Genomic DNA, 18,541 nt, shown 5'->3' with positions numbered 1-18,541 from the left:
ATTCCGAACCTCTATCCCAAATCAGCAAATGGTGACGAGGACGGGCGACACGCGACGGCGACGTCGCGGCGCGAGACGGTCATTCGGGACGCAAGGTTTGCGACGGCAGCTCGCCGAACAGGTCGCGATACTCGCGCGCGAAATAGCCGAGATGCGTGAAGCCCCAGCTCGCGGCGGCTTCGCCGACGCCGAGTTGACGCGCCGACGTCGTGCGCAGCAGGCGGCGCACCGCGTTCAGCCGGATCGTGCGCAAGTAGCCGACCGGCGTGACGTCGGCCACGCGCTGGAAGCTCGTTTGCAGCGTGCGGCGGCTGCAGCGCAGCGCGCGGCACAGTTCGAGCACGGTGACGGGTTCTTCGGGCCGGTCGCGCAGGTGCTTCTCGCAGCGGCTCACGATATCGCTGTAGGTGGCGTGCGTGATGTCGCGGCGCTCGACGCCGATGCCCTGTTCGAGCGCGTCGAGGAACATGCCGAGCATCGCGTCGCGAAACATCTTGCGGGTCGCCGCGTGCTCGAGGCAGCCGGGGTTGCGCTGGGCATCGTCGATCAGCGCCGACAGCCGCGCGCCGAGCGCGACGCCTTGCGCGTCGGACAGCCGCGTCACGTGCCGCAGCCGGCGCGCGCCCGCTGCGCCGAATTCGGCTTCGCACAGCTCGTCGACCATGTCGGACGCCGCGCTGATCCCGACGAGCCCCATCCCTTCCGGCGTATGGAATTCGAAATCCTCGCCGGCGCGCAGCGCGAGCAGCGCATAGCCGTCGACCGGCTGCCCCTGGAACGTGCCCGCAAGCGGCACGGACAGCGGCACCGCGAGCGACGTGCGTCCGACCGGCGCGAGACCGGTTTGCGCGACGCGCCGGTTGGTGGTTTCCCGGAAGAAGTGGAAATCGTCGTACAGCACCTGCGTGACGGTGCCCTTGAAGCGGCCGGGCGTCATCTGACGGTAGACCTGATGCCAGCCCGCGATCGCGAGCCCGTGATCGTGCACGTCTTCGTGTGAGCGTGACTGGAACAGCATCGGCATCTCCGGTAAAACCCTCGGGTCCTGGACGCGGCCGCCGTTCGCACGGCGCGCATCGCCACAGCTTACCCTCGCAAAATTCTGCGTAGTGCGGTTTCGAACGCCAGGCAGGCCGCCGACAGCGCCGCGGCCTGCTCGTCGATCAGCCTGACATAGCGACGAAACGACGGCATCCGGTTCACGATCTCGCTGCCGCCGAACGGCACGATCGCGAGCGTCCAGCGGCCGTCGCGCGCCTCGATCGTGCAGTCCGTCAGATGCAGCGGCCGCAGTGCGTCGGCCAGCAACGGCTCCGCGAGCAGCGTGGCCAGCGTGTCGAGGAACACGGGGTCGCATCCGGGTACGGGCGCGGTATCGACGCCGGTGCGGCGCAGCCAGCCGGTCTGCCGCACGCGCGCGCCGCCCTGCGCCGCCGGGCCGCTCGCTGCCGCCCTCACCTCCACGCTGACGGTATGCATCAGGAACTGGCGCTCGATGCGCTCGTCGATGCTCACCCGCACACCGTTCGGCAACCGCGCGGCGCCGTCGACATCGTCGGCCTCGCGCACGGCCCGCAGGTCGGCGAGCACGCGCGCGGCGATCGTGCCGGGCCGATGGCCGGGCGGCGGCGCATCGGGCGCCGCGCGCCACCCCGCAAGCGCGGCCTTCACGGCGCGACGTGCTCGTTGCGCAGCACGTCCTCGACCGGTACCGGCCTGAACGGATGCCGGCGCTGCACGACGAGCGTCCAGAACAGCGCGTACAGCGCGGTGAGCCCGAGCATCGCGCCGAACGGCACGTAGATGTCGCGCGCGTTCATGCCGGGCGGCGTGATGTACCAGATCGCGAGCACGATGCCGACGCTCGACACGATCTGCGGCAGCGGGAACCACGGCGAACGGTACGGACGCGGCAGGTCGGGCCGCCGGATGCGCAGCATCACGACCGACGCGGTCACGAGCAGGTACGCGGTGCCCCACGCGCAGGTCGCGGCGAGCACGAGGTGCAGGATGCTGTCGAGGTTGCCGTTGATCAGCCACGCATGGAAGATCGGCACGATCGCCGACGCGACGATGCCGACCACCGGCGTCCTGAAGCGCGGATGCAGATACGCGAAGCAGCGCGGCAGCGCGCCGTCGATCGCCATCCCGTACAGGATGCGCGGCAGCCCGGCCATCAGCGTGTTGATCGTCGCGGCGCCCGCGCACAGGAACGCGATGCCGAACCACACGCGGCCGAACGGCCCGAGCACCTGCAGCGCGAACGCGGGAATCGCGCCCGGCGTGTCGAGCAGGTGCGTGAGGCCGTCGGCGCTCACCGGCACGTTCGCGACCTGCCGGCGGATTGCCGCGCCGTACAAGAACATGCAGATCGCGACGCCGACGAGGCCGAGCGCCATCGCGCGCGGGATCGTGCGGCCCGGCGCCTTCATTTCCGGCGCGAGCGGCGTGACGAACTCGCAGCCGACGAACATGAACATCGCCATCCCGACCAGCGACAGCACGGCCGGCACCGACGTGCCGACCTCCGAGCCGCCGAACCAGCCGTCGAGATGCACGGCGGGCGCGGCCGCGAGGCCGAGGATCCCGAAGATCATCAGCGACAGCCACATGCCGGCCGTCAGCACGATCTCGAGCTTGCTGAACACCTTGATGCCGACGATGTTGGTGATCGCGAACGTGACCACGAGGCCGACGCCGACGAGCCACGAGCTGTTGTGCTTCTCGAACGCGGCGTTCAGCGATTCGAAGTTCACGAGCGCCATGATGCCGCTCAGGATCGTCTCCGCCGTGCCGGCGAACACGTGCACGAGGAAATACGCGGAAATCGTGCCGGTGATCGCCCAGAAGCGGCCGAGCCCGCACGACAGGTAATCGTAAACCGAACCGGCCGTCGGCAGCATCGCCGCGGCTTCGGAGAACGTGGTGGCCTGCGCCTGCATCATCACGAACGCGATGATCATCGCGACCGCGAACGCCCAGCCGCCCATCCCGAAGCCCGACGTCGCGGTGAGGATCACCGGGCTCGCCATGATGAGGCCGACGGCGCTCGCCAGCGCGGTCGGGAAACCGACCGCACCGGCCTTCAATGCGGTGCCGCCGCCCGCTTCAGCCGGCGAGCCGGCGGGCGTATCGCCCGCGGCGCCGGTCACTCCCGACCATCCCGACATCGTTGTCTCCTTGCGTTGCTGGCCTGAATCCGCGGTGCGTCGGCGGCTGCGGCCACGTTGCCTTGCGATCGGCCCGGGGCGGCGCTTGAACGCTGCGATCCCGGACCCCGTGTCAGTCACACCGTGACCCGATGTCGAAAAAATACGCAGGCAAAATAATGCGGTCATAGCGCAAATCGGCAAACCCGCGATGGCGTTTACCCTCCGCCGCGGGTTTGCCGTGATGCGGTCACGCGGTCACGCCGTCATGCGAACGGTACGGCCTCGAAGCCGGCCGCGAGTGCGTCGACGATCCGGTCGAGCTGTTCGCGCTGGATCACGAGCGGCGGCGACAGGATGATCTTCGTGCCGACCGGGCGCACCAGCACGCCGTTTTCGCGCGCGACTTCCGCGACCGCATTCGCATAGCCGGACAGCGGATCGATCGGCTCGCGCGTGTCCTTGTTCGCGACGAGGTCGAGCGCGAGCATCAGCCCCTTGCCGCGCACCTCGCCGACCGCCGCGAAGCGTTCCGCGAACGGCTGCAGCGCTTCGAGCAGATACGCGCCCTGCTTCGCCGCATTCGCCGGCAGGTCTTCCTTCACGACGATGTCGAGGCTCGCGATCGCGGCCGCGCAGGCGACCGGGTGGCCCGCGTACGTGTAGCCGTGCATGATCGCCCCGCCGAAATCGGCATTCGCGGCGAACGCGTCCTCGATCCGCGCGTTCACGACCGTCGCGCCGAGCGGCACGTAGCCGGACGAAATCCCCTTCGCGAGACACATGATGTCCGGGCGCACGCCCCAGCCGCGGCTGCCGAACAGGCTGCCGCTACGGCCGAAGCCGGTCACGACTTCGTCGGCGATCAGCAGCACGCCGTAGCGGTCGCACACTTCTCGCACCAGCGGCCAGTAGTTGGCCGGCGGCACGATCACGCCGCCCGCGCCCTGGATCGGCTCCGCGATGAACGCGGCGACGGTGTCCGGGCTCTGGAACTGGATCTCGCGCTCCAGCATTTCCGCGCAGATCCGGCCGAGTTCTTCGGGATCCTGCGTGAACGGGTTGCGGTACAGCCACGGCGTCTCGACGTGGAAGCAGCCTGGCAGGTTCGGCTCATAGTTGCGGCGAAACACCGTGTTGCCGTTCACCGACGCGCCGCCGAAGTGCGTGCCGTGATACCCCTGCTTCAGCGAGATGAACTTCGTGCGATCGGCCTGGCCGCGCACCTTCCAGTACTGGCGCGCGATCTTCAGCGCGGTTTCGATCGAGTCGGAGCCGCCCGAGCTGTACAGCACGCGGCGCATCCCTTCCGGCTCCAGCAGGTCGATCACCGTCTTCGACAGCTCCTCGGCGCGCGGATGCGAGATGCCGTCGAACAGCTGGAAGTACTCGAGTTCGTCGAGCTGGCGCACGATCGCGTCCTTCACTTCCCGGCGGTTATGGCCGACGTTCACGTTCCACAGGCCCGCGACGCCGTCGACCAGTTGCTTGCCGGTTTCGTCGAACACGTAGCAGCCGTCGCCGCGAACGATGCGGATCGGCTTGCGCTGTTTCATTTCGTTCGGGTGCAGCATCGGGTGCCAGAACTTCGCTTCGTTGTAGCTCATTGCAATCTCCACTTTCGGATCGGTGTTTGCGGTTGTGGGATGGGCCCGCGCGTCAGTGCGCGATGCACACGGATTTGGTTTCGGTGAAGCCTTCGATCGCGTACTGGCCGAATTCGCGGCCGATGCCCGATTGCTTGTAGCCGCCGAACGGCATCGACGGATCGAGCGGGATATGGCAGTTCACCCACACGGTGCCGGCCTCGATCTGCGGCACGAGGTTCATCACGCGCTTCAGGTCGTTGCTCCAGATGCTCGCGGCGAGGCCGTACGGCGACGCGTTCGCGAGGCGCACCGCGTCGGCCGCGTCGTCGAACGGCACGACGACGATCACCGGGCCGAACACCTCGTCGCGCACGATCGCGCTGTCCGGGTGCGGATCGGCAATCACGGCCGGCTTCACGTAATAGCCGGGCAGATCGTCGGCCGGCGTGCCGCCCGCAAGGAACGCGAGGCCCGCGCGGCGCGCGCCCTCGATGTGCTGGACCACCTTGTCGCGATGGTGCGCGGACACGAGCGGGTTGATCTGCGCGGTGGTGTCGAGGCCCGCGCCGAGCTTCATCGACCGTGCGACGCCCGCGAGGCCGTCGGCGAGCTGCGCGAACTTGCTGCGATGCACATAGATGCGCGACGCGGCCGCGCACACCTGCCCCTGGTTGAAGAACGCGCCGGCGGCCACCCCGTCGAGCGCCTGCGCGACGTCGACGTCGTCGAGCATCACGATCGGGTTCTTGCCGCCGAGCTCCAGCGAGAAGCGCGTCATGTTCTGCACGGCCGCCGCGCCGACCAGCTTGCCGGTCGCGGTCGACCCGGTGAACGAGATCTTCGCGATCGACGGATGGCTCGCGAGCGCCGCGCCGCACACGCGGCCGCCCGTGACGACGTTGAACACGCCGGGCGGCACGCCGGCTTCAAGCGCGAGCTCGGCGAGGCGCAGCGCGGTGAGCGGCGTTTCCGGCGACGGCTTCAGCACGATCGTGCAGCCGGCCGCGAGCGCGGGAATCAGCTTCCACACCGCGATCATCAGCGGGAAATTCCACGGCACGATCGCGGCGACCACGCCCACGGGTTCCTTGCGCGTATAGGCCGTATAGCGCGCGCCGGGCGGGAACGGGATCGACACGTCGAGCGTCTGGCCGGTGATCTTGGTCGCCCAACCGGCCATGTAGCGCACGTATTCGACGCTCGCGCCGACTTCGATCGCGCGCGACACGTGAATCGACTTGCCCTGGTTCAGCGTCTCGAGCTGCGCGAGCGTTTCGGCGTCGGCTTCGATCAGGTCCGCGAGTTTCAGCAGGATGCGCTCGCGGTCGGCCGGCCGCAGCCCGCTCCAGACGCGCGCGTCGAACGCGTGTTTCGCGCTGGCGACCGCGCGGTCGACGTCGTGGGCGTCGGCATCGGCGACGGTCGCGAGCCGCTCGCCCGTGGCGGGGTCGTACACGTCGAGGCGCGCCGGGGCGTGCGCGGGCTGCATCGCTCCGTCGATGAAGAGGCCGAAATCGCGCGCGACGAAAGTGCGCACGGTGTCGCTGACGGCGACGAAGGTCGTGTTGCTCATGGGCGTCTCGTTGATTGTCGTGGCTAGGCCGCGTGCCTGTGAGGCACGCGGGCGTCGGACCACTGTATCGACGGGAGATCGCGCCGGGTGAGCGCAAATTGGCAGCGCGTGGCGCAAGGTTGCGGGGTTCGGACCCGGCGGGCGGGCGACGCGGGTGGTCGGCCGGGACAGCTGGGGTTGGGATGCCGGACCGACGCCCGGTCATCGAATCGTCAGTTTCTGAAACCGTGCCCCATCGCTACGAGGAAGTCGTACGCCTGGTAGTCCAGCCAATAAACGCCGAGCGCAAGCGGGATCAGGAAGTACAGCGAGTCGTAGATCCCGCTTCTGACGGTTCTGATGATGAAAATCGGCAGCGCAATGCTCAACGCGATGACCAACAGCGAAGCGGCAAGGATCGCGACGTCCATGTTTTCGGCCCTTTCCCGGATGGTTGTCGAGACGACGATCGCGCATGATACTGCACGATGTCGCGGGCCGGCGAGCAAGACGATTACAGGAATAGCGCGCCGCCCGTCTCGTGACCGTCAGCCGCTGACGTCCAGGCAGCTCGCGGGCCCGACCAGTCCGTCTTTCCCCGCGCGGCCCGATATGAACAGGCAGAAGCTGGCGCCAATCTCACTTTCGAACCTCATCAGGAAGTCCGGCCGGCCGTCGCGATCGAGATCGCCCGCCCAGATCAGCGTCGCGCGGAACGGCGGTGTGCTGCCGCCGAAGTCATGCAGAACGGATCGCCTGCCGTCGCCTTCGGCGATCACCGCACCGGATACCGTGTGACGGATTCCGTACTGGCGGCCGTGAAAACGGAAACGCAATGTGCTGACGCCGGGATCGATCACCCTTCCGTCGGTCGGGAACGCCAGGTTTACCGCGTCGACCTTGCCCGGTCGGAGCGACTTGCAACGAAACAGCGCGACCGCTCGTCTCGGGTTGGACTGGATATCGACGATGCCTCCGTCGGGCTGCACCGGTTCGAAGCGAACGCGTGCGGAGGCGAGCATCCAATGGTTCCCGTTCGAGGTCAGTCCGAGCCACCCGCCTCCCGGATAGGCGCCCGCTTCGCCGGCGTCTTCCAGGGCCATCCGGGTCGGTTGCAGCACGAAACAGGAAGCCGGCGCCCATTCCTGTGCGAAGGTCGAGGCAGCGAAACTCGACAAGACGAGCAGCACGGCCAGCAGCGCTTTGGTATTCATGAATCCGCGATCGCGAAAGGGGCAATGTTCGGATCGCGATTATCCATCAGATGACAGGAACAACGCCCCGACCAGCTCCGTGCGATTCGACACGCCGAGCTTGCGGTACATGCGCATCAGGTGGGTCTTGATCGTCGGTGGCCCGAGCGCGAGATCGCGCGCGATCTCCTTGTTCGAGCGGCCGTCGCGCACGAGTCGCGCGATCTGCTCCTCGCGGTAGGTCAGCCGCGCCTCGCAACCGATTCGATGGATGCCGCGCCGCGCGCGCAGCAGCGGGCCCAGCGCCGCTTCGGCGACCGGCTGCAGCCGCGCGAGCGCGTCGATTTCGCCGGGTACGAACCGTGCTGCCGTGCCGTTGCCGTGCGCGTCGCCCATACCGAAGCGCAGCAGCGAGAACGCGCCGACCGTGCGGCCCGCGTCGCGCAGCCAGATCTCGACGACGTCGGCCACGTCGTGCCGACGCAGAAAACGGGTCCAGTACGCTGACGCCGCGCGTCTTTCGTCAGGTAATTGGGACGCGAGCGTGACGACCGCGCAGTCGCCCGCCGCGCAACGCGACGGATGCAGCGGATCGAGCATCCGGTAGCGGGCGACATAGGTGCGGTGCATCGATTCCGGCATTCCGAACAGCTCGAAATCGGCCGGCTCGCCGCTCTGGTCGAGCCGGTAGAACACGATCGCCGACGGGCTCGCGAACGCGTCGAACGCATCGACGCACGCGCGCAGCACGCGTTGCCAGTCGGCGGCATCGTGGTCGGCGGAAACGGATGAGGTCGGCATGGGGAATCGGCTGGCGGATGGACGACATCGAACGTCGAAGTCCCGGCCAGCCTACCGGCGCCGAAAAGCGCCGGTGAGCACAAATCGGCAAATCGTCCCGGGCCGGCCGGGGTGGCCGGTTCAGCCGGGACGATACAAGCGCGCGACGGTGCGCGCGCCTCGTTTCAGCGCGCGTTCGCGGCGAACGTGTCGCAGGCGCTCACCTCGCCCGACTCCATCCCGCGCCGCAGCCAGTACACGCGCTGCTCGCTCGTGCCGTGCGTGAAGCTTTCGGGCACGACGTAGCCCTGCCCTTGCTGCTGCAGCCGGTCGTCGCCGATCGCCGCGGCGGCCTTCAGCCCCTGCTCGAAATCGCCCGGCTCCATCAGCCGCTGGTTCGCGCGCTGCGCGTTGTTCGCCCACACGCCGGCGAAGCAGTCGGCCTGCAGTTCCATCCGCACCGACAGCGCGTTCGAGCGCGCCTGGCTCGACCGCCTGCGCGCGGCGTCGACCTTGTCGGAAATGCCGAGCAGGTTCTGCACGTGATGGCCGACTTCGTGCGCGATCACGTAGGCCTGCGCGAAATCGCCGCCCGCGCCGAATCGCCTGCGCAGTTCGTCGTAGAAGCCGAGATCGATATACACGTTGCGGTCGCCCGGGCAGTAGAACGGCCCCATCGCGGTCTGGCCGGTGCCGCACGCGGTCGGCGTCGAATTCGTGAACATCACGAGCTTCGGCGGTTGGTACTGCGCGTGCAACTGGGTATTGAACACGTCCGTCCACGTGCGTTCGATATTGCCGAGCACCTTGCGCGTGAACACCGCGCCGGGATCGTTCGCCGGCGCGCCCTGGTGCTGGGTCGGCGCGGGCTGCGCCTGCTGCTGGCGGCCCTGCAGCGCCGACGCGCCTTCGAGCACGACGCGCGGGTCGATCCCGAAGAAATACGATGCGGCCAGCGCGACCACGATCGTGCCGATGCCGATCGTCGCGCGCCCGCCGCCGAACCCGCCGGCGCCGCGGCGATCCTCGACGTTCATGCTTTCTCTTTCGTCGTCCAGCCTCATTGCCGGCCCCTCCCTGTTCTTGTGTCGATGGTCCGGCCGCGCCAGCGCGCAACCGGGCGATACGCCGTGGCGACATGATCCGTCGGCGGACGCCGGACCGAGCCGATCAGGCATCCGCTCGCGCCGATCCCGCGTGCCGTGCCATTGCCGGCCGCGCCTTGGCTGGCCGCGCCCTTGCTGGCCGCGCGATTCGTACGATGGAATCGGGAGGCCGACGCGCCGCGGGTCCGCCCGCGCTATTTTGCCGGGCTTTCGTGGCTTATCCCAAAAATATGGAGGATAGAGCGATTCGGCGGCGGACATCGTCAGCCTTTGCAAAATGGGCCACGGCCGCCCTGCGCGCGGCCGTCCGGACGACCCGCGTTCATCCATTCGGCGGATACCGGCGCGCGCCGACGGCGCCTAAAGTGGCCGGAACGCCCCTTTCCGGAGAACGACATGACGCACGCTCAACCCCGCACGATCGCGATCACCGGCGCAGGCACCGGCATCGGCGCCGCCTGCGCGCGCCGCTTCGCCCGTCGCGGCGACTGCGTCGTGCTGATCGGCCGCCGCCGGGCGCCACTCGACGCGCTGGCTGCCGAAACGGGCGGCCTCGCGCTGGCCGGCGACGCCGCCCGCCCCGCCGACTGGGCCGGGTTCCTGCCGCGCATCGCCGAACGCTTCGGCCGCGTCGACGCGCTCGTCGCCTGCGCGGGCGGCCACGGGCTCGGCCGCGCGGACGAAACGGGCGACGCGCAGTGGCGCGATGCGATGCACGCGAACCTCGACACCGCATTCGTCAGCACGCGTGCGTGCCTGCCGGACCTGATCGCGCAGCGCGGCAATATCGTGCTAGTCGCGTCGATCGCTGCGCTCGCGGCGGGGCCGGGCGTATGCGGCTACACGGTCGGCAAGCACGCGCTGCTCGGGCTGGCGCGATCGCTCGCGCGCGACTACGGCCCGCATGGCGTGCGGGCGAACGCCGTGTGCCCGGGCTGGGTCCGCACGCCGATGGCCGATGCGGAAATGGAGCCGCTGATGGCCGCGCACGGCGATGCGCTCGACGGTGCGTACGCCCGCGTGAGCGCCGACGTGCCGCTGCGGCGCGCGGCCGATCCCGACGAGATCGCGGCCGTCTGTGCGTTCCTGGCATCGCCGGACGCATCGTTCGTGACCGGCGCGACGCTCGTCGCGGACGGCGGCGCCACGGTCGTCGACGTGCCGACGCTCGCGTTCGACCGGCTTTGACGCAAACAGGCACGCCGCCCGCGTCGCACGTCGAGCGGGCAGCCTGTCAGCATCGGGCCGCCCGGGCCCACCCCGTGGCACGCGCGGCGTCGCGGGGGCGTTTCCCGCTCCGGAAATCCGCTACCATCGACCGGTCCCGCCGCTTCCCCCGGCATTGCCCCACCGTTCCGAATTCGATGAACATCCGGTTCCTGGAAACCTTCGTCTGGCTCGCGAAGCTGGAAAACTTCCGGCTCACGGCCGAAAAACTGCACACGACGCAGGCCGCCGTGTCGAGCCGCATCGCCTCGCTCGAGGAAGCGTTCGACGTGCGCCTGTTCGACCGCAACACGCGCTCGGCCACGCTCACGCCCGCGGGCCGGCGCATGCTGGCCTACGCGGAGCGGATCGTGCGGCTCGACGGCGAAATGCGGCGCGACATCGACGCCGCGAGCGATGCGGGGCTGATCCGGATCGGCGTGATCGAATCGATCGTGCACAGTTGGTTCCCCGCACTGATGGCGCAACTGCGCGAGCGCTATCCGCGCCTCGACGTCGAAATCACGAGCGACACGACGCTGCACCTGATTCGCCTGCTCAGCACCGACGGCGTCGACCTGATCCTGCAGACCGACGCGGTGCCGGGGCCGGACTTCACGAACCTGCCGCTGTGCGAATTCCCGGTGCGCTGGGTGGCGAGCCCGCGCCTCGGGCTCGGCGGCCAGGCGCTCGACGTCGCGCGCCTGGCCGCGTTTCCGATCATCAGCTTCTCGCGCCACTCGGGGCCGCATGCGACGATCGAGCGGCTGTTCGCGGCGGTCGAACGGCCGGCCAGCATCAACTGCATCACGTCGGTCGCCGCGATGATCCGCCTCGTCGCCGACGGCTTCGGCGTGGCCGCGCTGCCGCCGGCGATCATCGGGCGAGAGCTGCACGAAGGCACGCTCGAACTGCTCGACGTCGAGCCCGAATTCCCCGCGCTGCCGCTCGTCGCGACGTACCGCAGCCAGGGGCTGCCGGTCGCCGCGCGCATCGCGGAACTCGCGAGCGAAGCCGCGCGTACGACGGCCGCCGCCGCGCACCTCGCGAAGCCGGCCGCCGCCGACCGCATCGACGCAACGCCCACACGCAAGGCGGCCGGGGCAAGGCCGACCACGCCGGCGACAACGAAGCGCGCGGCGAAAGCCGCATCGCCCGCCGTATCCGCCGCGAAACGCCGCCCGCGCCACTCATAAGAAAACCTGTTCACCGCGAATTTGTTTTCTTGTTGGACGGGCGCGGCCCGTCTTCGGGACACTGCGGTTCCTGACACACCCGTCACGAGGAACCCCGCGATGACCCGCCTTTCCCTTCCGCACGGCCAGCTTTGCGTCTGGACGGATATCGACCCCGCGCACGAAGCCGATTTCAACGCGTGGTACGACCGCGAGCACATGCAGGAGCGTGTCGCGATTCCCGGCTTCACGCATGCGCGGCGGTTTCGCGCGACCGACGGCGGCCCGCGCCGATACCTCGCGCTGTACGTGACGGACGCGCTCGACGTGTTCCGCGGCGACGCGTACCGGCGCGCGTTCACGCAGCAGACCGCTTGGTCGCTCGCGAACTTCGAGCGCATGACGGGCACGCAGCGGCGGGTCGGCGAACTGACGATCGAGGCCGGCGACGGCGAAGGCGCGCATCTCGCGCTGTTCGTGCTGCCGCCGGATCGCATCGACGTACCGCATCTGCGCGAGCGCTTCGACGCCGCGCTGCGGGAACCGGGCATCCACGCCGCGCGGCTCTTTCGCACATCACCCGATCTCTCCGCGCCGATCGGTGCCGCAGCAGCCGCGCGCCCGGCCGCCGATGCGCTGGTGCTGATCGAGGGCAGCGACGCAACGGCCACGCGCCGCGTCGCCGCCGCGCTCGCCGGACACGACGACGTGCGCACCTTCGACCTGCTGTGGCGCGCCGCCGCACCGCTGCCGGCCCGGCGACGCGACGCCGAAGCCGAACCGGCCGCCGCTACCGCGCTGCCTGCCTGAACGCTCGACGCCGACGCCCGACGCCGGCCCCGCGCTTCATCCCGTCATCCGTCACGACCTGCCCGATACCATGAGCACTCTCGTCCAGCCCGCCGCCCACGCGCCCCGCCGCGTCCGCAACAGCCGACTCGCGACCGCGAGCATGATCGGCACGTCGCTCGAGTGGTACGACTTCACGATCTACAACACGCTCGCCGCGCTCGTTTTCAACCATCTGTTCTTCCCGTCGGTCGATCCGCTGGCCGGCACGATCCTCGCGTTCTCGACCTACGCGGTCGGCTACGTGTCGCGCCCGCTCGGCGGCTTCGTGTTCGGCAACCTCGGCGATCGCATCGGCCGCCGCGCGGTGCTGATGCTCACGCTCGTGCTGATGGGCGTGACGACCGCGCTGATGGGTGCGCTGCCGACCTACGCGCAGGCCGGCATCCTGAGCCCGATCCTGCTCGTCGCGCTGCGCTTCGTGCAGGGCGTCGCGCTCGGCGGCGAATGGGCCGGCGCGGTGCTGCTGTCGGTCGAGCACGGCGACCAGAAACGGCGTGGGCTGTCGGCGTCGTGGACGCAGATCGGCCCGTCGTTCGGCACGCTGCTCGGCACCGGCTGCATCGCGCTCGTCACGCTGTCGACCACGTCCGACGCCTTCCTGTCGTGGGGCTGGCGCTTGCCGTTCGCGGCCAGCGCGCTGCTCGTCGTGTTCGGCTTCTGGCTGCGGCGCGGCGTCGACGAAACGCCGCAGTTCGAGCAGCTCGCCGAATCGCACGCGACCGCCGACGTGCCCGTCGCCGACGTGCTGAAGTACCACTGGAAGCGCCTGTTGATCGCGGGCGGCTCGCGAATCGGCTCGGACGTGCTGTATGCGCTGATCGTCGTGTTCACGCTGACCTACGTGACGACCGTGCTGCACCTGTCGCGCCCCGTCGCGCTGACGGCCGTGATGATCGGCACGGCCTGCAACGCGCTCGCGGTGCCGTTCTTCGGTGCGCTGTCGGACCGTTTCGGCCGCCGGCCCGTGTATCTCGCCGGCGCGATTGCCGGCATCGCGTGGGCGTTCGTGTTCTTCGCGCTGCTCGATTCGGCGCGCCCCGCGGCGATCGTCGCGGCCGTCGCGATCGGCCTCGTAATCCATGCGGTGATGTACGGCCCGCAGGGCGCGTTCGTGACCGAACAGTTCCCGACGCGCGTGCGCTACGCGGGCGCGTCGCTGGCGTACACGCTCGCCGGCATCGTCGGCGGCGGCTTCGCGCCGCTCGTGATCGCCGCGCTGTTCCGGCAGACGGGCACGACGACGGCCGTGTCGCTGTACGTCACCGCCGCGCTCGTCGTCACGTCGGTCGCGCTCGTCGCCGCGCGCGAGACCGCGCACCGGCCGCTCGAGGATTGAGCGCCGCCGCCGGCCCACTCTTCCTTCGCACTTCAAATGGACAGCCGCATGCCAATCCTGTCGTTCAACGTGATTTCCCGGCAACGCGCGCCGGCCACCGTCGACGTCGACATCGAACGCGTCGTGATCGCCGGCTGGGCCGGCCGCGACCCGGCCGCGATCCAGGCGCACATCGACGAACTCGCCGCGCTCGGCGTCGCGCCGCCTTCAGCCACGCCGTGCTTCTATCGCGTGTCGTCCGCGCTGCTCACGCAGGCGCCGTCGATCGGCGTGCTCGGCGCGCGCTCGGGCGGCGAGATCGAATGCGTGCTGATCGACAGCCCGGCCGGCACGCTCGTCACGGTCGGCTCCGATCACACGGATCGCGAAGTCGAAGTGTACGGCGTCGCCGTATCCAAGCAGGTATGCGCGAAGCCGCTCGGTCGCGATGCGTGGCGTTACGCGGATGTCGCCGATCACTGGGACGCGCTCGAGATGCGTTCGTGGTTGATTGCGCGCGACGGCGAACGGCAGGCGTACCAGCACGGCGCGGTCAGCGGCCTGCTCGCGCCCGACGCGCTGTGGCAGCGGTTCGACGCGCGCCGCACGATGCCCGCGCGCTGCGCGATGTATGGCGGGACCGTCGCCGTGCATGGCGCGATTGCCGCGATGGGCGACGGCGATGCATTCGAGATGGAGCTGCACGATCCGGTGCTCGGCCGCAGCCTCGTGCATCGCTATGCAGTCGAGGTGTTGCCGGTCGTGGCTTGACGGCGAGCGGAAAACCGCACGGGCCCCGCGCACGACCGATTTCAGTCGCGCGCCTGTGCCTACCGGTACGACTCGAAGCAGTGGTAGTCCGGAAAGTTGAACTGCGAGTTACCGCAATACAGCACGCCTGCCAGGTTGGTACATCCGCTCAACGTGAACATGAGCGCTCCCGCGACCGACATTTTCCATCCGAAGTACCCCATCGCGCCCCCGTTTTCGCGTTATCGGCATCGACCGACATGATGCGCATCGGACGCACGCGGGTATGTGGAGAATTGTGGTCCCGGGGCCTCTGCGGGTCGGCGTTGCTCGTTTCCGCACGCGAGCGCGGCCTGTGCTGCCCGCCGTCGCTCACCCGAGACACCCGAGCCCGTCCAGCGTCGCCTCCACCGCCGTATCGAGCGGCGTCACCGGCTCGCGGCCGAGCACCGCGGTCACGCGCGCGTTGTCCATCCGGATCGGTTCGCGCCACAGGTATCGCATCTCGAGCAATTCGCGCAGCGTCGTGACGAACGGCGCGGCCGCCCAAACGAGCCACCACGGAAAATCGCGCAGCACCGGCCGCATGCCGTGCCGCTGCGCGACGCGTTGCACGGCCAGCGCCATCTGCATGCCGTCTTCATCCCAATGCCCGCCCAGATGGAACCGCGCGAACGGCTCCAGCGTCGCGCGCCGCTCGATCAGCTCGACCATCGTGCGGGCCACGTCCGGCACATACGCCCATTGATGGCCGACGCCGCGGCTCGGCACGCTGATGGCCGCGACCGGGCGCCCCGGCTTGATCAGCCCCTGCGAGAACCAGCTGTTGCCGAGCTGCGGCCCGAAGAAATCGCCGGCGCGCACGACGATCGCCCGTACGCCGTGCGCGCCGGCGTCCTGCAGCCGCCGCTCCAGTTCGACGCGGATCGCGCCCTTGCGGGTGGCCGGATGCTGCGGCGCGTCTTCCCGCAGCATCGGAAACGCATCGGCGCCGAAGTTGTAGACCGTGCCCGGCAGCACGACGGTTGCCTGCGCGGCGCGCGCCGCCGCGATCGTGTTGTCGATCATCGGCAGCACCTGCGTGGCCCAGTTCCGGTATCCGGGCGGGTTCACCGCATGCACGATCACGCCGCAGCCGCGCGCGGCGCGCACCACCGCATCGCGATCCAGCGCGTCGCCGCGCATCCATTCAATGCCGTCGCGCTCCACGACTTCGGCATCGAGCCCGCGCTTGAGCGCGCGCACCTGCCAGCCCGCATCGCGCAACTGCCGCGCCACTTCCCCGCCGATCCCGCCGCTCGCGCCGAGCACGAGTGCCTGCCGTTGCGTCCCGCCTGCATTTGCCGTCATTGCCGCTCTCCTTGACCGGAACCATCGTGAGCTGCATTCTCGCGCGCCGGTCGTTATCAAGGAATTGCCTGGCCTGGCTGATCGGCTATACATTTATGCATGACCACCGATCTGAACTGGGAACGCTACCGCACCTTCCTCGCGGTGCTGACGGAAGGCTCGTTGTCCGGCGCGGCGCGCGCGCTCGGCATCACGCAGCCGACGGCCGGCCGCCATGTCGCGGCGCTCGAAGCCGCGTTCGGCCAGACGCTGTTTACGCGCTCGCCGTCGGGCCTGCTGCCGACCGAGGCCGCGCTCGCGCTGCGCGGCCATGCGGAGGCGCTGCGCAGCGCGGCCGCCGCGTTCGAGCGCGCAGCGGCCAGCCACGGCGCCGGCGTGCGCGGCATCGTGAGGATCTCGGCCAGCGACGTGATCGCCGTCGAGGTGCTGCCGCCGATGCTCGCGCGGTTGCGGCGCGACCATCCGGGGCTCGTGATCGAACTGGTGCCGACCGACCGCATCCAGGACGTGCTCAAGCGCGAGGCCGACATCGCGGTCCGGATGGCGCCGCCCGCGCAGGACGCGCTCGTCGCACGGCGCGTCGGCGAAATCGAGGTCGGGCTTTATGCGCGCGACGATTACCTGGCGCACCACGGCGCGCCCGCGACGACCGACGCGCTCGCGCATCACGCGCTGATCGGCTTCGATACGGTCACGCCGTTCATCCGCTCCGCGGGGCGCGGCATGCCGCTGTGGAAGCGCGACGCGTTCGCGCTGCGCACCGACAGCAATCTCGCGCAGCTCGCGATGATCCGTGCCGGCTACGGGATCGGCTTCTGCCAGACGGCACTCGCGAAACGCGACGCGCGGCTCGTGCGCGTGCTGCCCGATGGCCCCGCGGTGCGGCTGGAAACCTGGGTCGTGATGCACGAGGATCTGCGCGCGAGCCCGCGCTGCCGGGCCGTGTTCGATGCACTGGCCAATGGGCTGCGGGCGTATGCGGACGGGGAAGCCGCCGAGTAGAAAGCGGCGCGTGCGAATCGCGCGGGCCGCGCTATTCGTAGCCTTTCCCGGCGAACAGGATGTCCGCGATGCGCCGCCACGGGTTGTCGGGCACGTGATAGAAGCGCAGCCCCTCTTCCGACGCCTCGGCCCAGTCGATCATCGCTTCCAGGTACTCGCCGATCGAGCGGTTCTCCCAGCCGAGCGCCGCGTGGGCGTACGGCGACAGCGGCGCATCGGCCTCGAGCTGCCGCTCCGTTCGCCAGTCATGGCCGAGCACGCGCAGGAAGTGAATCAGCGAACGCTCGTCGACCACGCGCTCCAGCGCGTGCTGCAGCTTCGCGGCCATGTCGTTCTTCAGTTCGTCGTTCATGCCTGTGGCCCCCTGGCGCGCCTCTCGATTACGCGCCGCCGCGCAACCCGCGGCATGGTTCTACCGTTACATCAGCAGTTGGCGCGACAGCACCTCGCGCGCCTGGGTGACGGTCTCGCGTTCGCCCGGCAGCGGCGGCGTCAGCGAAAACACCGCGTCGGGCAACGGCGGCAGCCGGTACTTCGTGCCGAGCCGCATCAGGCCGTCGCCGATCGCCGACGCGCACAGGCAGCCGACCCCGAGCCCCGCCGCGAGCATCGACTGCAACCCGGCGACGCCCGACGCGCTGTGCACGAGCACGTACGGCGTGTGCTGCTCGTCGAGCGAGCGCACCGCGACCTGATGCATCATGCAGTCGTCCGGCAGCAGCACCAGCGGCAGCGGCTCGGGCAACTGCTCGGCGAGCGCGGGCGACGCGACCCACGACAGCGGTTCGCGCCGCAGCACCCAGCGCGTATCGGCCGACGCCGGCCGGAACGGCCCGCTCGACATGTTCATCACGACGCCGAGATCGATCTGCCCGCGCGCGTGCGCCGCTTCGATCTCCGCGCTCTTCATCGCGCTCACGTGCAGGCTCAACTGCGGGTAGCACTCCCGCAGCCGCGCCAGCATGCCCGCCACTTCATTCGTCCGGTAGTAGTCGGTGATCGCGACGCGCAGCTCGCCCTTGATCGCCTGCCCGCGCAGCTCGTCGAACGCGGCCTCGTTCAGCGCGACGATGCGCCGTGCGTGCTGCAGCAGCCGCGAGCCGGCCGGCGTCGGTTCGACGCCGCGCTTGCTGCGCACGAACAGCGGCACGCCCGCGCGCGATTCGAGCTTGCGCACCTGCTCGCTGACGGTCGATTGCGACAGGTGCAGCAGCGGCGCGGCAGCCGTCAGGCTGCCGGCGTCCGCCACCGCCGCGAACGTGCGCAACTGGTCCAGATCGAAACCGCGCATCGCGAATCCTCCATCCATCGAATAACCCGATGGATGCTACCACTCTTTCCCGCTTTTCCGAACCATAGGCGATATAGAGAATAAGGGATCAACGGCCCGCCTGCGTCATTCGGCTATCGGGCCCTAATGCCGTTCAGTTAAGAACTGAACGGCATTTTTGTTTTTAGGGTTGGAGTTGTAAACAAAGCGGCAAGCTGTTAACTTGGTCAGCGATGCTGAACGACCACCTGA

At 69.3% G+C, this 18,541-nt stretch carries 18 protein-coding genes; 6 read left to right on the top strand and 12 right to left on the bottom strand.

The window, feature by feature from the left end:
- Positions 1–79: 79 nt before the first annotated feature.
- The 9 genes from HWX62_RS31705 to HWX62_RS31665 form a co-directional block, all read right to left on the bottom strand.
- Entirely contained in the window at positions 80–1,018 is a 939-nt protein-coding gene (locus HWX62_RS31705; protein WP_175932954.1) for a helix-turn-helix domain-containing protein, read from the bottom strand.
- Between the two features lie 68 nt (positions 1,019–1,086).
- A complete protein-coding gene (locus HWX62_RS31700; RefSeq protein WP_175932953.1) occupies positions 1,087–1,671 on the bottom strand; it encodes a DUF3156 family protein in 585 nt (194 codons plus the stop codon).
- Positions 1,668–3,170 carry an APC family permease gene (locus HWX62_RS31695; RefSeq protein ID WP_175932952.1) on the bottom strand — a complete coding sequence of 501 codons (1,503 nt, stop codon included), beginning with the start codon at positions 3,168–3,170 and terminating at the stop codon, positions 1,668–1,670. Before HWX62_RS31695 ends, HWX62_RS31700 begins: the two co-directional genes overlap by 4 nt.
- A gap of 245 nt (positions 3,171–3,415) precedes the next feature.
- Complete coding sequence (locus HWX62_RS31690; RefSeq protein WP_175932951.1) at positions 3,416–4,756, bottom strand: aspartate aminotransferase family protein; 1,341 nt, start codon at positions 4,754–4,756, stop codon at positions 3,416–3,418.
- A gap of 52 nt (positions 4,757–4,808) precedes the next feature.
- Positions 4,809–6,311 (bottom strand): aldehyde dehydrogenase family protein, encoded by a 1,503-nt coding sequence (locus HWX62_RS31685; RefSeq protein ID WP_175932950.1) that lies wholly within the window; start codon positions 6,309–6,311, stop codon positions 4,809–4,811.
- A gap of 212 nt (positions 6,312–6,523) precedes the next feature.
- Positions 6,524–6,721 carry a hypothetical protein gene (locus HWX62_RS31680; protein WP_175932949.1) on the bottom strand — a complete coding sequence of 66 codons (198 nt, stop codon included), beginning with the start codon at positions 6,719–6,721 and terminating at the stop codon, positions 6,524–6,526.
- A 117-nt stretch (positions 6,722–6,838) separates the two neighbouring features.
- Positions 6,839–7,504, bottom strand: coding sequence for a hypothetical protein (locus HWX62_RS31675; protein WP_175932948.1), 666 nt, complete (start codon positions 7,502–7,504; stop codon positions 6,839–6,841).
- Between the two features lie 39 nt (positions 7,505–7,543).
- Entirely contained in the window at positions 7,544–8,284 is a 741-nt protein-coding gene (locus tag HWX62_RS31670; RefSeq protein ID WP_175932947.1) for a helix-turn-helix transcriptional regulator, read from the bottom strand.
- A gap of 164 nt (positions 8,285–8,448) precedes the next feature.
- A complete protein-coding gene (locus HWX62_RS31665; protein WP_175932946.1) occupies positions 8,449–9,327 on the bottom strand; it encodes a neutral zinc metallopeptidase in 879 nt (292 codons plus the stop codon).
- 438 nt (positions 9,328–9,765) lie between these two features.
- Between HWX62_RS31665 and HWX62_RS31660 the strand changes: the two genes are divergently transcribed.
- The 5 genes from HWX62_RS31660 (at position 9,766) to HWX62_RS31640 (ending at position 14,688) form a co-directional block, all read left to right on the top strand.
- Positions 9,766–10,557 carry an SDR family oxidoreductase gene (locus tag HWX62_RS31660; protein ID WP_175985325.1) on the top strand — a complete coding sequence of 264 codons (792 nt, stop codon included), beginning with the start codon at positions 9,766–9,768 and terminating at the stop codon, positions 10,555–10,557.
- A gap of 176 nt (positions 10,558–10,733) precedes the next feature.
- Positions 10,734–11,771, top strand: a complete 1,038-nt coding sequence (locus HWX62_RS31655) for a LysR family transcriptional regulator (RefSeq protein WP_175932944.1) — start codon at positions 10,734–10,736, stop codon at positions 11,769–11,771.
- 99 nt (positions 11,772–11,870) lie between these two features.
- On the top strand, positions 11,871–12,560 hold the full coding sequence (locus tag HWX62_RS31650; RefSeq protein WP_175932943.1) for a DUF4286 family protein: 690 nt from the start codon (positions 11,871–11,873) through the stop codon (positions 12,558–12,560).
- A 58-nt stretch (positions 12,561–12,618) separates the two neighbouring features.
- Positions 12,619–13,938, top strand: a complete 1,320-nt coding sequence (locus HWX62_RS31645) for an MFS transporter (RefSeq protein WP_175932992.1) — start codon at positions 12,619–12,621, stop codon at positions 13,936–13,938.
- 48 nt (positions 13,939–13,986) lie between these two features.
- A complete protein-coding gene (locus HWX62_RS31640) occupies positions 13,987–14,688 on the top strand; it encodes a DUF2848 domain-containing protein (RefSeq protein WP_175932942.1) in 702 nt (233 codons plus the stop codon).
- A 351-nt stretch (positions 14,689–15,039) separates the two neighbouring features.
- Here the strand turns inward: HWX62_RS31640 and HWX62_RS31635 are convergent, their stop codons facing one another.
- A complete protein-coding gene (locus tag HWX62_RS31635; protein ID WP_175932941.1) occupies positions 15,040–16,017 on the bottom strand; it encodes an NAD-dependent epimerase/dehydratase family protein in 978 nt (325 codons plus the stop codon).
- A 99-nt stretch (positions 16,018–16,116) separates the two neighbouring features.
- Between HWX62_RS31635 and HWX62_RS31630 the strand changes: the two genes are divergently transcribed.
- Entirely contained in the window at positions 16,117–17,019 is a 903-nt protein-coding gene (locus HWX62_RS31630) for a LysR family transcriptional regulator (protein ID WP_175932940.1), read from the top strand.
- A gap of 31 nt (positions 17,020–17,050) precedes the next feature.
- Here the strand turns inward: HWX62_RS31630 and HWX62_RS31625 are convergent, their stop codons facing one another.
- A complete protein-coding gene (locus HWX62_RS31625; RefSeq protein ID WP_175932939.1) occupies positions 17,051–17,371 on the bottom strand; it encodes a hypothetical protein in 321 nt (106 codons plus the stop codon).
- A 66-nt stretch (positions 17,372–17,437) separates the two neighbouring features.
- Positions 17,438–18,310: a LysR family transcriptional regulator gene (locus HWX62_RS31620; protein WP_175932938.1), complete on the bottom strand. Its 873-nt coding sequence runs from the start codon at positions 18,308–18,310 to the stop codon at positions 17,438–17,440.
- Between the last annotated feature and the right edge of the window lie 231 nt (positions 18,311–18,541).

The organism is Burkholderia sp. BCC0506, assembly GCF_902833145.1.
Taxonomy (GTDB): Bacteria; Pseudomonadota; Gammaproteobacteria; order Burkholderiales; family Burkholderiaceae; genus Burkholderia.
The sequence above is the reverse complement of the archived record's forward strand: the minus strand, read 5'-3'. Positions and strand labels throughout refer to the sequence as shown.

What these genes read in the sequence shown, in the direction of transcription:
- HWX62_RS31675 (WP_175932948.1), bottom strand. Translation starts at nt 7,504, where the DNA reads ATGAATACCAAAGCGCTGCTGGCCGTGCTGCTCGTCTTGTCGAGTTTC.
- HWX62_RS31640 (WP_175932942.1), top strand. Translation starts at nt 13,987, where the DNA reads ATGCCAATCCTGTCGTTCAACGTGATTTCCCGGCAACGCGCGCCGGCC.
- HWX62_RS31635 (WP_175932941.1), bottom strand. Translation starts at nt 16,017, where the DNA reads ATGACGGCAAATGCAGGCGGGACGCAACGGCAGGCACTCGTGCTCGGC.
- HWX62_RS31670 (WP_175932947.1), bottom strand. Translation starts at nt 8,284, where the DNA reads ATGCCGACCTCATCCGTTTCCGCCGACCACGATGCCGCCGACTGGCAA.
- HWX62_RS31680 (WP_175932949.1), bottom strand. Translation starts at nt 6,721, where the DNA reads ATGGACGTCGCGATCCTTGCCGCTTCGCTGTTGGTCATCGCGTTGAGC.
- HWX62_RS31625 (WP_175932939.1), bottom strand. Translation starts at nt 17,371, where the DNA reads ATGAACGACGAACTGAAGAACGACATGGCCGCGAAGCTGCAGCACGCG.
- HWX62_RS31630 (WP_175932940.1), top strand. Translation starts at nt 16,117, where the DNA reads ATGACCACCGATCTGAACTGGGAACGCTACCGCACCTTCCTCGCGGTG.
- HWX62_RS31665 (WP_175932946.1), bottom strand. Translation starts at nt 9,327, where the DNA reads ATGAGGCTGGACGACGAAAGAGAAAGCATGAACGTCGAGGATCGCCGC.
- HWX62_RS31690 (WP_175932951.1), bottom strand. Translation starts at nt 4,756, where the DNA reads ATGAGCTACAACGAAGCGAAGTTCTGGCACCCGATGCTGCACCCGAAC.
- HWX62_RS31650 (WP_175932943.1), top strand. Translation starts at nt 11,871, where the DNA reads ATGACCCGCCTTTCCCTTCCGCACGGCCAGCTTTGCGTCTGGACGGAT.
- HWX62_RS31660 (WP_175985325.1), top strand. Translation starts at nt 9,766, where the DNA reads ATGACGCACGCTCAACCCCGCACGATCGCGATCACCGGCGCAGGCACC.
- HWX62_RS31620 (WP_175932938.1), bottom strand. Translation starts at nt 18,310, where the DNA reads ATGCGCGGTTTCGATCTGGACCAGTTGCGCACGTTCGCGGCGGTGGCG.
- HWX62_RS31655 (WP_175932944.1), top strand. Translation starts at nt 10,734, where the DNA reads ATGAACATCCGGTTCCTGGAAACCTTCGTCTGGCTCGCGAAGCTGGAA.
- HWX62_RS31695 (WP_175932952.1), bottom strand. Translation starts at nt 3,170, where the DNA reads ATGTCGGGATGGTCGGGAGTGACCGGCGCCGCGGGCGATACGCCCGCC.
- HWX62_RS31685 (WP_175932950.1), bottom strand. Translation starts at nt 6,311, where the DNA reads ATGAGCAACACGACCTTCGTCGCCGTCAGCGACACCGTGCGCACTTTC.
- HWX62_RS31705 (WP_175932954.1), bottom strand. Translation starts at nt 1,018, where the DNA reads ATGCTGTTCCAGTCACGCTCACACGAAGACGTGCACGATCACGGGCTC.